The sequence below is a fragment of the Thalassoglobus sp. JC818 genome (assembly GCF_040717535.1).
Lineage (GTDB): Bacteria > Planctomycetota > Planctomycetia > Planctomycetales > Planctomycetaceae > Thalassoglobus.
Genome location: NZ_JBFEFI010000002.1, coordinates 776,822 through 791,305 on the forward strand (window position 1 = coordinate 776,822; position 14,484 = coordinate 791,305).

Here is a 14,484-nt window from a genome sequence, read left to right on the forward strand (position 1 = left end):
TCCGAATTCGGTGAAGTGATGCGTCCGTAATCCGGATTCAATTTGGAAAAAGTCTCTTCAGTCGACACCAATCAGCAAGAATCTCGCGGTCAATCTCGCCTCGACTCACGATGAAAAGTGCTTTAGACTCCGGCAGAATCGGCGAGTTGCCGAACGCAAAGGAGTGCGCATGTACAAGTTTCTGATTGCAAATCGATATCTTCGGACGCGGTTGATTGCTCTCGCGAGCATCATCAGCGTGACATTGGGCGTGGCGACGATGATCGTCGTCAATAGTGTCATGTCTGGATTCAGCAGCCAGATGAAGGATCGAATTCACGCCATCCTTGCGGATGTGATGATTGAGACGACCAACACCGACGGGACACCCGATCCTCGTCAGTTGATGGCGGATGTCGAACGGCTCGTTGGTTCCGAAGTGGAGTTCATGACTCCGACAGTCGAAATCTACGGCATGATCAGCTTCGATTGGGGCGGGCAGACCGTGTACCGACCGGTGACTCTGATCGGAATTGATCCCAACGGCAAAAATCATGTCAGTCCGTTTGCCGGGCATATGATGAGCCGGCAGGAAATCATCCTCGACGACGAACTGATTCGCGGCCGCCTGCGAGATCCCAATGAACCATTGGATTGGGAACTGACCGAGGATGCGAAAGCGACCCGGCAAGACTGGATCGAATTCGAAAACTTCCGAGATCAGTTTGACAACCAGTATGGAAACTTCGAGTCGCCCGCCGCTGCTGCTCCTCCGGAATTGTTGACAGGAGTTGACGCAGCGACTGCGATTGAGCCTGTTTCTTCGTTCTCATTGGCTGATCCCTTCGAAGCTGATTCCTCATCGGAAGTTCAGCAAGTCAGCGGTTCGTCGGTCAGCGAGGAACGTCACGAGCGCTTGGACACCAACGCAGGGATTCAGTCGTTCCGTGATCCGTTTGAATCGACACGCATCGCTGAGCAGATCAACCCGATGGATCCTCTCCCCGCACGAATTTACGTGGGGGCAGGGCTCGTCAGTTTTCCTTATAAAGACAAAGCGACCGGCAAGACCAAGATGATTTACATGGTCAAGCCCGGTCAGGATGTGACACTGACGACGATCAAAACCGGCAAGCCGGAGCCAGCCAGTTTCAAAGCGACGGTTGTTGACTTCTTCAAGAGTGGCATGAGCGAGTATGACTCCAACCTCGTCTTCTGCAATCTGGAGCAACTTCAACTCGCTCGCGGAATGCTGTTTTCTCCCGATCCTTCACGACCGAACGAGGGACTCGACTGGCGCGATGGTGCCGTTACAAGTCTTCAACTCAAACTCAAAGACTACAATTCCGCTGGCGATGTGGTCCGAAAACTTCGCTCCGGATTGAGTCCGCATACCGGGACATTCCAAGTTTTGACATGGGAGCAGAAACAAGGTCCATTGCTTGAGGCAGTGGCTATGGAATCTGCCATTCTGAACGTGCTGTTGTTCCTCATTATCACCGTCGCAGGATTCGGGATTCTGGCGATCTTTTTCATGATCGTTGTGGAGAAGACTCGCGATATCGGAATTCTGAAAGCTCTCGGGGCGAGTTCTCGAGGGGTGATGTTTATCTTCCTGTCGTATGGACTTTCTCTGGGGATCGTCGGAAGTGGAGTGGGCGTGGTCCTCGGGCTCCTGTTTGTGCGATACATCAATCAGGTCGAAGCGTTCCTGTCGTGGTTTACCGGGCGAAAAGTCTTTGACGAAACGATCTATTACTTCCGTGAAATTCCAACACTTGTCTCACCGATGATGGTGTTCTGGGTTGCGTTGGGCGCCATTGTGATTGCTGTGCTCGCGAGTGTGTTACCAGCCCGTCGGGCAGCACGACTTCATCCTGTTCAGGCACTTCGCTACGAATAAAAGTGGCCCATCAGGCTGTTGATATGGATGTCAGCAGCGAGACCTCAAGACGAGTGACCCATGTCTCAACCTTCTGTGATTTCGATGAATGAACCTGTTCACTTACGGGCGAAAGCTCTCGACAAATCGTACCGAAAAGGGGAGCACAAGGTTCCCGTTCTTCGCGGAGTCGATGTCAAAGTGAAGCGGGGTGAGTTTCTGTCCATCGTGGGGCAGTCCGGATCCGGAAAAAGCACTCTGATGCATCTGCTCGGTCTGCTCGATGTCCCGGACGTGGGAGAAGTCTGGCTGGAAGGAAATCGAATTGACAATCTCCCCGAACGAACTCGTGATGAGTTGAGAAATAACGTTTTCGGTTTTGTCTTTCAATTTTATCACCTGCTTCCAGAACTGAGTCTGCTGGAGAACATTCTCTCTCCGCTCATGATTCGATACTCGATTTGGGAATATCTGCGTCGGAAGTCAGAACTCAAAGAACAGGCGGTCGCCATCGCCAAGCAGGTTGGACTCGATCACCGGCTCCGGCATCGTCCATCTGAGCTTTCCGGAGGAGAGATGCAGCGGGCTGCGATTGCTCGAGCACTGATTGCCCGCCCGAATGTCTTGTTGGCAGATGAACCGACAGGAAATCTCGATTCCAGGACCGGCGGCGACATCATGGAATTGCTCCACAAACTGAACGAGGAGCAACAGCTCACCATTTTGATGGTGACTCACGATGACAACATCGCTCGTCAGGCAGAGCGAATTGTGCGGCTCAGCGAGGGGCGAATTCAGTCTCTGAATGAAGCTGCCTAGAGAATTGCGACGTGAGTGCTGCTCAGGAGAATTCAGAGAATCTTCCTGAACTTGCTCGACATTGCGAGTGTCCTCGACGCAACTGGCTTTCTGTCGAATCACTTTTTGCTATCTTGACAGTGCGCAAGGTCCATCTTGAGGTGCGAGCAATACGCTTTGATCCTTGGACCCGCCGAAACGAGTTGACTCAGCTGTTGCTGTGTCTTCCTGAAGTGATTCGAAAGCGTGTGAATCGAGAGTTGTTCGATCCGCCCGGAGAGTCACGAGTTGTATCAGGATGACTATGAATGCGAGTTCAAGTTCGTGAAACCAGTTCGAAGAATGCTCTAACGGAAGTCGAGACAACGATGGCGGATCAGGCAACACAGAAGGTCTATCTCAACGGTGAACTTGTCGGTAAGCAACAGGCCGTTGTCAGTGTCTACGACCACGGGTTGCTGTACGGCGACGGCGTCTTCGAAGGCATTCGAGTCTATTCCGGAAAAGTCTTTCGCCACGAAGATCACATCGATCGCCTCTACGAAAGCGCGAAAGCGATTCGTCTTGTGATTCCGATCGACAAGTCCGAAATGCTGGACGCAGTCAATGAAACTGTGGCAGCGAACGGGATTGTTGACGGTTACGTGCGGCTCGTCATCACGCGTGGAGCGGGGACGCTCGGGTTGGACATTCGACGGACGAGTAACCCGCAAGTCATCATCATTGCGGACACAATTTCGCTCTACCCGGAAGAACTCTACGAAAACGGGTTGCGCATCATCACAGCGAGCACGATTCGCAATCATCCTACTGCGCTGAGCCCACGCATTAAGTCGCTGAATTACCTAAATAACATTATGGCGAAAATTGAGGGAACGGACGCGGATTCTCTCGAGGCACTGATGCTGAATCACAAGGGAGAAGTGGCTGAGTGTACCGGCGACAACATCTTCATTGTGAAGAACGGAATCCTGAAGACTCCCCCGACTGACGCGGGAATTCTTGAAGGCGTCACGCGCAACGTTGCGATGGAACTGGCACGTGAGGCTGGGATTGAAGTCGTCGAAATGACACTCTTGCGGCATGACATTTACATCGCTGATGAGTGTTTCTTGACTGGCACCGCTGCGGAAGTGATTCCAGTTGTTTCCCTCGATGGTCGCGAGATCGGAGATGGTAAACCTGGACCTGTCACTCAGAAGCTGCGACAGCGATTCCAAGAGTACGTTCGTGAATAACAATTCCGACGTGACTGTTCGGCGAGCAGCATCGAGCGATCAATCTGCGATCAACTCGGTCTGTAAAGCAGCTTTCGAAACCGAAGAGGAAGCGATTCTGGTCGAAGAGCTAACTGCCCAGAACTGCGTCGTCGAATCGCTTGTCGCTGAAGTTTCCGAAACGGTCGTCGGGACGATTGTATTCAGTCGTCTCGAGATCGTTTGCGATGACAGAACGGTCGATGCTTTGGCGTTGGCTCCGGTCGCGGTCATCCCGGAATTTCAGAATCGCGGCATCGGATCGCAACTCGTCAGAGAAGGTTTGAAGCTCTGCAAAGAGTCAGGGCATCATATCGTGATCGTTCTCGGGCATCCTGAATTCTACCCGAGGTTTGGCTTTTCAAGCGAGTTCGCCAAGCCGCTCGCTTCGCCGTTTTCGGGCGATCCGTGGATGGCTGTCGAGTTGACTCCTGGCGCGTTGGAAAATGTGGCAGGCAGGGTTGTGTATGCGGCTCCGTTCGGGATCGACTGAGCGGCGGGGTGGGCAGTTCGTTTCGGCTTTCTGATTGCAGCTGAAATCGGTCCATCGACTGCGTAATCACGACCGATTTGCTATTCTGGGCTCGTGCTTTCGAGCATAGTTTGGATCAGAGAATCACTCGTCAGTGGAAAATCGAAGTCACATGTCGGATCAATTTAATATCGCTATCAACGGAGCCGCAGGCCGGATGGGACAACGTTTGATTGCCCTCAGCCATCAAGATCCGGAACTGAATCTCGTGGCAGCGATCGATGCTCCGGGAAGTCCTTCGCTCGGGAAGGATGCCGGTCAAATTGCAGGGATTGGCGAGATTGGAGTACCGGTCACTTCTGAACTGCCTGATCGAGTCGATGCGGTCATCGACTTTTCAACTCCTGAAGGGGCGCTCGCGATTTCCAAAGTGTGTGCGGAACGGCGCATTCCACTCGTCGAAGCGACGACAGGATTGACAGAGAGTCAACGGGAAGCGGTTGTCGCGACGTCTCAAGAAACAGCACTTGTAATTGCTCCGAGCATGAGTCTCGCGGTGAATCTCGCGATGAAACTCGTGGCTGAAGCGGGACGCGCTCTGAAGAATCTTCCGGGTGGCGTCGACGTTGAAATCATCGAGCGGCATCACCGGTTCAAGGAAGACGCCCCGAGTGGGACAGCTCTCAAGTTTGGAGAAGTTGTGGCCCGGGAAATGGGCCAAACAGAACACATTCATGGCCGCGAAGGGAGAAGCGGTCAACGTCCGCAGTCCGAAATCGGCTATCATGCACTCAGAACGGGAGACAACGTCGGTGAGCACCAGATTGTCTTCGGGATGATGGGCGAAACGCTCGAAGTCTACGTTCGCGGTCATACGCGCGACAGCTATGCCTACGGTGCTCTGACGGCTGCCAAGTTTGCTGTCCGGAAGCCTGCGGGGTTATATTCCATGCAGGACGTTCTCAATCTTTGAGAAAGTCGAATCGATCTGAGATGAATGGCGTTGGGCGATCGTCGAAAACAGTCGATGAGTCTCCACTTCACGAGTGATGGCCGAGTCTGGAGGATTGTTTCATGCGTTTGCTGAACAGCACGATCTTATTGGTCACCATTGCTCTCTTAGTGGCGACGCTGAATGAAGTGACCGTCGCTGAGGATCACACGTTTAAGCTTCCAACGTCTGAGATTGAACTCGCAGATTGTCCCGTCCAAGCTGCGATTCCAAAGAGTTTGAAGAAAGTAGATCAGCTGGAGGTCGTCGATCTTAGAACGCAAAAAGTGACCGAAGCTCAGAGAATCGGGAACTCGGATCGATGTGTTTTCATTCTGCAGGACGCCGTCAATGCGGGAGAAACGCCAGAGTTTGCCATTCGTGAGTCAGCAGAGCCAGCCACGGAAAAGGTCACGGTCGCACGCGAAGCGGGGCGAGTGATTATGCGTCTGACTGACAAAAACGTGCTCGCTTACAACGTGGATGTCGTTTCTCCTCCAGAGGGGGCCGATCCCGTTTTTCGTCGGAGTGGTCATATTCATCCTGCGTGGTCGCCGGAGGGAGTGGTTGTCACAGACGAGTTTCCGGCGGATCACTTGCATCAACACGCCATCTTTTCCGCCTGGACGAAGACGACGTTCGAGGGAGAACGGGTTGATTTCTGGAACCAGAAAGCAGAGACCGGAACTGTCGAGCATCGGGAAGTTCTGAACATGGTCTCCGGGCCGGTCTTTGGTGAATTGACCGTTCGGTTGGCCCATATCGTCACGAAATCTGAAGATCAGGACGTCCTCGATGAAGTCTGGACGATCCGTCTATTTGCGATTGCCGATCCGCATTACTTCGAAATTGAATCGGTCCAGACCTGTGTCGCAGAGACTCCGCTCACGATTGATGAATATCATTACGGCGGATTCGCATTTCGCGGGGCGGGTGATTTCTTCTCGGAGCAGGGGCATTCGATGGTGACGAATGAGACCAGCGACAGGATTGAGGGGAACCATTCACGTCCGGACTGGGTCAGTGTTTTCGGACACGTTTCCGGAAAGCAGTGCGGTGCTGCCATGTTTTCGCATCCGGAAAATTTTCGGAGCCCTCAACCAGTTCGATTGCATCCGACGAAGCCGTATTTCGTTTTTTCACCATGTGTGCTCGGAGAGTTTTTGTTGGAGCCCGGACAGCCTTTCCGGTCTCGGTATGCTTACCTCACCTTCGACGGAGAGCCTGATCGTGAACGGATCGATCAGCTGTGGACGGCGTTCGGTCGTGAGGACGCATTGACAATCGTTCCCTGACAAGCCATCGTCTCGTTTGTTCGACGAGTGATGTGTTCGCGGGAGCGAACCGGGCATCAATCGCAAGGAGCGCGTTGCATGGTTGAGCGAGCAGTAAGTCTTTGGGCAGTCAACGGTTCTGCGACAAGGTACAAGGACGGTTTCGAGCAAAACACCTGAGTCGGGCGACGAGAAATTTTTGATTCCAACGATTTGAAGATTCGATTGAATCAACGGATCGGTTGAGTGGCTGCTGACGCGGTCATAAAGAAGAGAGACATGGCTACCGAACTCGCTTTTCAATCCAGTATCAACCCGATTCATACCACCACTTACGGGGTCGATGAGGTTTTGACGGCCTGTCCCGAAACCGGTGACTTGCTCGATATCCAGTACGACTGGGATCGTGTGCCCGTCCCGAGCAGCCTCAAAGAATTCGAGCGTCGCTGGTCATCGCGTCGCAATCCGCTTGATTTCAGCGGTGTGTGGCGATTTCGAGAACTTCTTCCGTTCGCTCCCGATGACAAAATTGTGACGATCGGGGAAGGGCAGACACAGCTTCAGCAAAGTGAGCATGTCGCGAAGTTCGTTGGGGTCGACGACAAGAATCTGTTTCTGCAATACGAGGGTCTGAACCCCTCCGGAAGTTTCAAAGACAACGGCATGACAGCCGCGTCGACTCATGCCCGAATTGTCGGGGCGTCGATGGCAGCTTGTGCATCGACCGGAAATACGAGCGCCTCATTGGCCATTTATTCCGGCGTGACCAAACTCTTCAAGACGATTGTTTTCGTCGGCAGCGGCAAGATTGCCTACGGAAAGCTGTCTCAGGCACTGGATTACGGGGCGGTCACCCTTCAGATTCAGGGGGACTTCGACGACGCACTGAAGCAGGTGCGAGAAGTTTGTCGGGCAGCGAATATTTATCTCTGCAACAGTGTGAATCCCTTCCGGCTCGAGGGGCAGAAGACGATCATGTATCGGGTTCTCGAAGGGCTGAACTGGGAAGTTCCCGACTGGATCGTCGTTCCCGGAGGGAATCTGGGGAATTCAAGCGCTTTCGGCAAAGCCTTCATGGAGCTGAAAGAGTTGGGTTTAATCGATCGTGTGCCGCGTCTGGCGGTCATCAATGCTCGCGGAGCGAATACGCTCTATCAGCTCGTCGAAGAAAAGGGACTGTGCTGGAACGGTGGGCAACCTGACGAAGCCTTGGTGAACGAGTTTTATCAGGCGATGGATGCGGACAATCGACGAGCGAGCACGCTGGCGAGTGCGATCGAAATCAATCGCCCGGTGAATTTGATGAAGTGCCTGCGAGCATTGGATTTCTGCGATGGAGTCGTTCGCGAAGTCGACGATCCTGATATTCTCGACGGCAAAGCTCAGGTTGGAGTCGGTGGACTGGGATGCGAACCGGCCAGTGGGGCGAGCGTGGCAGGGGCTCGACTATTAAGAGAACAGGGAGTGATTGCCCCCAGCGATCGAGTGGTGTGTATCCTGACGGGCCATCAACTGAAAGATTCAACCGCGACAGTGGATTATCACACGGGGAAAAATGGACAATCTGGAAACAACTATGTGAATTCCCCGATTCAAGTTGAAAATGACTATGAAAAAATCATGGAAGTAATTCGCCAAATTTCGTAGAATTTGACGATTCTTGATGAGCCGTTCCGATTGGAGGAAGCCTTCGTGTTCAGCCCGTATGAGGAACTTGAGTACCTCGCGGATTATCTGCCCGAGGAGGGAGAGATGGTCTTGGTCTCTCGTGAATCGGGTGAGCTCGTTTGCAAGCCGTACCAGAAGGATGAACTCAGAGATGGCATTCATGACGCCCAGTTGTATGGGTTTCTGGTGCAGGCAAACGAACGACTCCACACAGCCGGGGCACTCCCGCTGTTTGTGACAGCGATGTTGCTGGTCTGGTCTATCATCTTCATTCATGGACTTGTGGGTCTGGGCTGGTCTTACTGGTACATTGTCCCGGGCTTAACGCTTCCGCTGCTCTATGGTTGCTTTGTCTGGGTCAGACAACGTCAGCAGAACTACTTCAAGAAGATGATTCTGCCGCAATTGCAAAGCGAGCTTCAGCGGCGGCAAATCCCGTTCTACGCGCTGGTCGCGGGCATTCGGCAACACTCTGAGTTCCAAACGCTTCTCGATGAGATTGTCCACTGGTCTCCACAGTCCAGTGAGTTATCATCCTCCCACATGCGAAGTTAGACGAACATCGCAATTGACCGAAGATTGTCGATCCGACCGGGTGGCGATCCTCTTCGTAGGGACACATTGAAGCTATGGGTGTTGAGAACCGGGATTACATGCGTGACGAGACTTCCTACCAGTTCGGGGGGAGTTCGCACCCATGGATGCAAAACATTGTCAAGACGCTGATCATCGTCAATGTGATTGTCTTCATCGGTCAACTCGTCATCAAAAGCCCGATGAGTTTTGACGAGTTCAAAACTCGCTTCGAGATGAACGCCCCGATTGTTCCTCAGAACGCCAATCTCGAGGAAGTCTACAAACAGCTTCGGGAGCAGAATCGCCTGCCCGATACGCCTGTTCTGAATCGCTGGATGACGCTGGAAACGACGAAAGTTCTCCAGGGCCAGATCTGGCGTCTGACGACCTACGATTTTCTTCACTCCACCGAAACGATCTGGCACATCGTTTTCAATATGTGGCTCTTGTATCTCGCTGGTCGACAGGTCTCGTACAAGTACGGTCAGTATGAGTTTCTTTGGTTCTATCTGGCGGCCGGGGTTTTTTCGGCAGTATTCTATATCATCTGGGGGCTCATCAACGGTGAGAACGTGGCTGCGGTGGGAGCCTCGGGAGCAGTTTCTGCGGTGCTGGTTTTGTATGCCATGAACTGGCCGCATCATCGCTGGTACATCTACGGTCTGATTCCTGTTCCGGTGATTCTGCTGGTCATCATTTCTGCGGGAATGGACTTTCTTCCGATGATCAGGCAATTCACAGGTGGGAATCGCGTCGATCACATCGCTCACTCAGCCCACATCGGGGGGATGTTGTTTGGATTCCTTTACTACCGTCGTGGTTGGCAGATCTCTTCGATGCTGCCGAAGGGTTTCTCTTTCAACAAACTGAGTCGGCGCGTTCGAGGACCAAAGTTGAAGGTGCATCGTCCTTCACCGCAGGAAGAGAACAGCTCCTCGATGAGGACACAAATTCCTTCTGACATTGCCGACCGAGTCGATCAGATCCTGCAGAAGATCAGCGAGTCTGGTGAAGCGAGCCTAACCGCCGAGGAGCGAGAATTCCTCGCCGAATCAAGTCGCCGCTACAGACGCTGAGGCTTGCTGGCTTAGAGGATCTTCAGATTTGGTTGGCACCGTCCCGCACGAGCAAGCACAGCCTTTTACTTTCTGAAACAACTCAAGCGAGTGCACAGGAAGGAGCAACTTGCTCTAGCACTTCGCGGAAACTGGTCGACGTCCTGTCTGAAGGTGATGGCTTCGAACTGGTGAAACGCTTTCGACTGGAGCTTCGAAAAGCGAAGTCCCTTGCAGTTCAGGTGGGCAGGGAAGGTCGAGGATGTCCAGAATTGTTGGAGCGATCTGTCTCAGAGAGATCGGTTGTTGAACGGCTCGATGTCGAATGCCAGGTTGTCGGACCCAGAAGATGCCTTCGGAATCGACGTGGCTGCTGAGCGGATTTTGTTCGACTCTGATGAGTTCTGAGAGCAACACCGTCTGCTGGGTTCTTTGATCGGTTAGCAATTCTTCCTTTGCTGCGATGCTGCGTCGGGTGGCGATTCCGGTCAGTCGATTTCCATGCTGTCGAATCTCGAACGCCGGATGACCTTCGGAGTCTACGAGTGACTCAAGTGCATTCGCAGCAGCGGTGGCAGCTTCGCGGTTTTCGAATCGCAAACGGAATTCAGGGCCGAATGTCGGTTCGGAGAAGACGCTGTGATTGGAGCCGAGAAGTCTCTCAAGAAATCCCTGTCCGACGAATGTCGACTCTCGCGAGGAACCTGTTTCGTCATGTTCCGGGAACGCACGTTGTCCTAGGCCTGAGATGACCATGATCGTGGCTTGCGGGTCCAGCCTGAGGAATCTTTCGACGGTTTGATCAATGCTGCGATAGCACTCCAGAAGTGCTGTGCGAAAGGTCAGCAGGTCCGAAGCGGAAGCACGAATCGGAAAGAGTTCAGGTTGGAAATATCGCCAGTAGCGACGTTGAAAGTGAGAAGCTGCCTGCGAGCGAAAAACAGAGAGAGTCGGACGATGAGTGGTGTAGTGCTTTTCGAACAGATCGCATTGAATCGCATCCAGCAGGAGTGGTCGTTTCCAGCGGACTGAACGAGTTCTTTCGGCGAACAGTTGTCGAAGAATTCTTTGTGCTGTCTGACTGGTGAGTCCGCGTTTCCTCAACGAACTGAACAGTCCAAGAACCTCCCGGGCACCGATCGGTGTTGAGTGGTCTCGGTCGTCAGTGGCTCGTTGAACAAAGAACCGGGACAGAAGTTCGAGTTCATCATTTGAGATCAGTTGCGTGATTGGCGAAGTCGACTCGCAGAGCTCGTCATGGAGTGGCTGGTCAACATCGTCGTCGAGGCAAGACCCACATTGGGCGATGGACTTACCCGAGTCGGCAATCGATTGGACAACTGGGGACGCTTGTAGGCTTGGAGGGAGTGCGAGATGGTCCTGTTGATGGACCTGATGCGAAAGGCCGGAATAGATGGTGTGCCACTGAGTCGTCGAGTGGAGCCACTTTCCTGAAGCTTCTGCATCCGTTTTAGCAACGATCGATTGGTTTCGTAGCCTGTCGAGGGCGGGGAGTTCTCCTTCATTCATGAACAGTTCGAGGAGTTCAGGAGAAAGCTCGTTCAACTCAAGGCAGATGACTCGTCGATCGTTGGGCATAGACGGTTTCCCGATAGCAACAGTTGGCAAATGGCGTCATTGATGATGCGATACTCCAACTTACAGCATCGGAGAATTGACGACCGAATTATCTGTCGCAAGATTGGCGAAACCGTCAGAACGTGTACAACCATCCGAATCGATCTGCGATTACCAGTTTGTTTCCTTTCAGCAACATTCGGAAATCGATCAACTCGGGTCGCAGATTGCCTTCATCGCTTTCAGGCCAGACTTCGCCACGGAAAGTGGGTCCGCTGCCCACAGGTCTTCGCGAAACAATTCGAGCGAGATAAAACCTGAGTAGCCGATCTGTCGAAGCAGGGCGATGAACTTTTTGAGATCAATGACTCCCTCGCCGGGCATCACGCGATCCGGGTCTCTTTGTTCTCCGGCAGGTGGCGAGGCTGGGGCATCGTCGAAATGGCAGACCGCGATCTGTTCGGGGCGAAGTTGCGCGATGTCATCGTGTCCTGCTCCGCCACGGAAATCGTGAAACGGGTCGAGAACGATTGTTGCTTCGGGGTGCTTCGATTCATTCATGATTCGCAGTGCAGTGGCAATCGAGTTGACTTCCTGTGCAAACCCGAGGTACTCCATCGACGGGCGAACGCCCATCTCGAGTCCGATCTCGAGAAGTCGATGATAGCGCTCAGCAGCGAGACTGAAGTCGACATCAAAGTGCGGAGGCCCAGCGACCGAATGAGGAGCCCCAACAGCGACTGCCTGCTCCATACGTCTGCGGCATTCTGCGATGCCTTCCTGGTCAGCAGGTCCATCCGGTTCGCACCAGCCTTTCAACATGACTGTTGTAGGAACGGCCAGTCCGTGATCGTCGACGGCCTGTCTGATTTCCGCCAGCGTTCCGCCGGCTTCCAAGTGTAGATCGATGTCTGCATGCCAAAGCTCAATTCCGTCGTAGCCCGCTTCTGAAGCGACGCGAATTTTCTCCAGAATCGGAGTAGGTTTGATTGTGCTTGAGTTGAGCGAGTATCGGAATTGTGTCATGGGAACTCTGTCGAGATTGATGGAAGAGTGTGTGAAGAATCTGTGAACGTGTCCGCAGACAAGTTGCTGCGATCACTTTGGCTTGCGTGAACAGAGCATATCGAACCAAGGCAAAGGGCACAATTTTTAAGCTGTTCAAGCGACTTTAGAACAGAAATCGATTCTAAACATGATTTCGCACATCGTTCACGAAATCTTCTTTTTTGAGGGCTAGCATCCGCACCAGATCAGTAATCAAGAGCAATGAGAGTACGTCCTCACCCACTCATCTTCACTGGAAGATTTTCATCAATAGATGCCATGGCGGGCAGTGTGGTTGAAGGGACTTCGTGTGACGTAGAAGTTCAACAGGCACGAATACATCTGTCGGGATAGCGACTGTAGAGACTGACATAAAACGCGGGTTCGAAGTGCGAAGCGAGTGATCTTCATGTGGGCTGCACTCTTTGAGCCGAAACATCATCCAAAACAGAAGGAGTGTCGCCCTCATAGATTAAGTGCTCAGAGTCCATTGAAAGTCTATCGCAGCAGAGTGTTCTGTTGTGAGTTGGAAATGTTTTTAGTTTTTTTCGTGGCTTAACTGTTTGGAAGTTAGAAGCAGTTGAGTCCCCATCATGAGTATCCCAGGAGAAACTCAATGAAGCGTACAATGTTGAAGCGATCCGCAGATCGTCGCGGATTCACACTGATCGAACTGCTAGTTGTGATCGCCGTTATCGTTATTCTCGTGGCCCTGCTGGTGCCAGCTGTTCAGCGAGCTCGCGAAGCAGCACGAAGTGCATCTTGCAAAAACAACCTTCGTCAGTTCGGAATCGGTTTCTACACATTCGCAGAACAAGATCCTCAGAAGCGTCTTTGCACAGGTGCTTACGACTTCCGTCGTGACGGATGTGTTGACACTTGGGGTTGGGTTGCCGACCTCGTCAACATCGGAGCAGCTTATCCTTCAGAGATGATCTGCCCATCAAACCCTCTTCAGTACTCAGAAAAGGTCAACGACCTTCTCGGTGCAGATACAACCGACGGAAAAGACGGAGCTCCTGTTTCTCGTCTCGACACCGGATTGTGCAACAGTACTGACGGTTTGACTTCACTCGCAGCTGGTACTCGTGGAACTTTCCTCGTTGACCGAATCCTGACACAAGGTTACTCAACCAACTACGCAAGTAGCTGGCACATGGTTCGATCCGGTGTTCGTACTGTCGACGACGGATCAGGAAACCTCGTTCCAACTTCAGGAACTAAAGGTCTCGGCGGATCTAACGGTCCAATCACTCTGAGTGTCGTTGAAACTTCACCAATCGTTTCCAGCGCAATCGCAATGCTTGGCGACGCTGCTCCTGGGGATGCTGACGAAGCTGTTCTGGTTGAAGATCTTCCAGGTCTGGCTTCCGCAAACGCACGACTCGTTGAATCATTCAACGACGGTCCTGCTCAGTCTTCCGGTGACAACATCGTTCTCGTGACCACAGCAGACGTTGTTCTGACAGCTGGCGGCGTCCACGCTTGGAAATTCGACATTCTCCCAACCGAGAACACACCAGCTGGTATCGATCGTGGAAACGAAGACGGATCACTCGCTGGCGATGGCATCATCTGGTTGCAGGACACTCGCGACTGGCTCGCTCTGCACGGTGCAGGTTCACAGCCTTCTTGTAACATCCTGATGGCTGACGGAAGTGTTCGTACCTTCCGCGACCTGAACGGCGACGGCTACCTCAACCCAGGTTTCCAGCCAACCACAGCATTCGATGCTGGCGATGGATACCTCGATGGAACAGTGGAACTGACGAAAACCACCAACTACGGTGGAATCGACATCATCCGCGGTTCAACCATCAAAGGAAACTTTGAATAAGTCGGATTTGTTGATTGTCTGACAAATTCAACTACCGGGAGTCGGTGTAAACCGACTTCCGGTTTCTTGTG

Annotated in this window: 12 protein-coding genes; 10 read left to right on the top strand and 2 right to left on the bottom strand. The window is 52.8% G+C overall.

Going from position 1 to position 14,484, the window contains the following annotated elements; genetic code table 11:
- Positions 1-169 precede the first annotated feature (169 nt).
- The 9 genes from AB1L42_RS07480 (at position 170) to AB1L42_RS07520 (ending at position 9,972) form a co-directional block, all read left to right on the top strand.
- On the top strand, positions 170-1,882 hold the full coding sequence (locus AB1L42_RS07480) for an FtsX-like permease family protein (RefSeq protein ID WP_367053027.1): 1,713 nt from the start codon (positions 170-172) through the stop codon (positions 1,880-1,882).
- Between the two features lie 60 nt (positions 1,883-1,942).
- Positions 1,943-2,680 (top strand): ABC transporter ATP-binding protein, encoded by a 738-nt coding sequence (locus AB1L42_RS07485; protein WP_367053029.1) that lies wholly within the window; start codon positions 1,943-1,945, stop codon positions 2,678-2,680.
- A gap of 347 nt (positions 2,681-3,027) precedes the next feature.
- Positions 3,028-3,897, top strand: coding sequence for a branched-chain-amino-acid transaminase (gene ilvE / locus AB1L42_RS07490; RefSeq protein ID WP_367053177.1), 870 nt, complete (start codon positions 3,028-3,030; stop codon positions 3,895-3,897).
- Positions 3,890-4,408 carry an N-acetyltransferase gene (locus tag AB1L42_RS07495; protein ID WP_367053031.1) on the top strand — a complete coding sequence of 173 codons (519 nt, stop codon included), beginning with the start codon at positions 3,890-3,892 and terminating at the stop codon, positions 4,406-4,408. Before ilvE ends, AB1L42_RS07495 begins: the two co-directional genes overlap by 8 nt.
- A gap of 151 nt (positions 4,409-4,559) precedes the next feature.
- Complete coding sequence (dapB, locus tag AB1L42_RS07500; protein ID WP_367053033.1) at positions 4,560-5,360, top strand: 4-hydroxy-tetrahydrodipicolinate reductase; 801 nt, start codon at positions 4,560-4,562, stop codon at positions 5,358-5,360.
- 101 nt (positions 5,361-5,461) lie between these two features.
- Entirely contained in the window at positions 5,462-6,673 is a 1,212-nt protein-coding gene (locus tag AB1L42_RS07505) for a PmoA family protein (RefSeq protein ID WP_367053035.1), read from the top strand.
- Positions 6,674-6,931: 258 nt separating this feature from the next.
- A complete protein-coding gene (gene thrC, locus AB1L42_RS07510) occupies positions 6,932-8,299 on the top strand; it encodes a threonine synthase (protein WP_367053037.1) in 1,368 nt (455 codons plus the stop codon).
- Between the two features lie 45 nt (positions 8,300-8,344).
- Entirely contained in the window at positions 8,345-8,875 is a 531-nt protein-coding gene (locus AB1L42_RS07515) for a hypothetical protein (RefSeq protein WP_367053039.1), read from the top strand.
- A 74-nt stretch (positions 8,876-8,949) separates the two neighbouring features.
- Complete coding sequence (locus AB1L42_RS07520; RefSeq protein WP_367053041.1) at positions 8,950-9,972, top strand: rhomboid family intramembrane serine protease; 1,023 nt, start codon at positions 8,950-8,952, stop codon at positions 9,970-9,972.
- A 114-nt stretch (positions 9,973-10,086) separates the two neighbouring features.
- On the opposite strand, the gene AB1L42_RS07525 is transcribed toward AB1L42_RS07520, so the two are convergent.
- Positions 10,087-11,550 carry a hypothetical protein gene (locus AB1L42_RS07525; protein ID WP_367053043.1) on the bottom strand — a complete coding sequence of 488 codons (1,464 nt, stop codon included), beginning with the start codon at positions 11,548-11,550 and terminating at the stop codon, positions 10,087-10,089.
- Positions 11,551-11,739: 189 nt separating this feature from the next.
- Entirely contained in the window at positions 11,740-12,555 is an 816-nt protein-coding gene (locus AB1L42_RS07530; RefSeq protein WP_367053045.1) for a sugar phosphate isomerase/epimerase, read from the bottom strand.
- Between the two features lie 637 nt (positions 12,556-13,192).
- Here AB1L42_RS07530 and AB1L42_RS07535 point away from each other — a divergent pair.
- Complete coding sequence (locus tag AB1L42_RS07535; protein WP_367053047.1) at positions 13,193-14,413, top strand: DUF1559 domain-containing protein; 1,221 nt, start codon at positions 13,193-13,195, stop codon at positions 14,411-14,413.
- The last annotated feature ends 71 nt before the right edge of the window (positions 14,414-14,484 follow it).

Coding starts and splice junctions, on each gene's coding strand:
- dapB (WP_367053033.1), top strand. CDS start 4,560: ATGTCGGATCAATTTAATATCGCTATCAACGGAGCCGCAGGCCGGATG.
- AB1L42_RS07535 (WP_367053047.1), top strand. CDS start 13,193: ATGAAGCGTACAATGTTGAAGCGATCCGCAGATCGTCGCGGATTCACA.
- AB1L42_RS07530 (WP_367053045.1), bottom strand. CDS start 12,555: ATGACACAATTCCGATACTCGCTCAACTCAAGCACAATCAAACCTACT.
- AB1L42_RS07485 (WP_367053029.1), top strand. CDS start 1,943: ATGTCTCAACCTTCTGTGATTTCGATGAATGAACCTGTTCACTTACGG.
- thrC (WP_367053037.1), top strand. CDS start 6,932: ATGGCTACCGAACTCGCTTTTCAATCCAGTATCAACCCGATTCATACC.
- AB1L42_RS07525 (WP_367053043.1), bottom strand. CDS start 11,550: ATGCCCAACGATCGACGAGTCATCTGCCTTGAGTTGAACGAGCTTTCT.
- AB1L42_RS07520 (WP_367053041.1), top strand. CDS start 8,950: ATGGGTGTTGAGAACCGGGATTACATGCGTGACGAGACTTCCTACCAG.
- AB1L42_RS07480 (WP_367053027.1), top strand. CDS start 170: ATGTACAAGTTTCTGATTGCAAATCGATATCTTCGGACGCGGTTGATT.
- ilvE (WP_367053177.1), top strand. CDS start 3,028: ATGGCGGATCAGGCAACACAGAAGGTCTATCTCAACGGTGAACTTGTC.
- AB1L42_RS07505 (WP_367053035.1), top strand. CDS start 5,462: ATGCGTTTGCTGAACAGCACGATCTTATTGGTCACCATTGCTCTCTTA.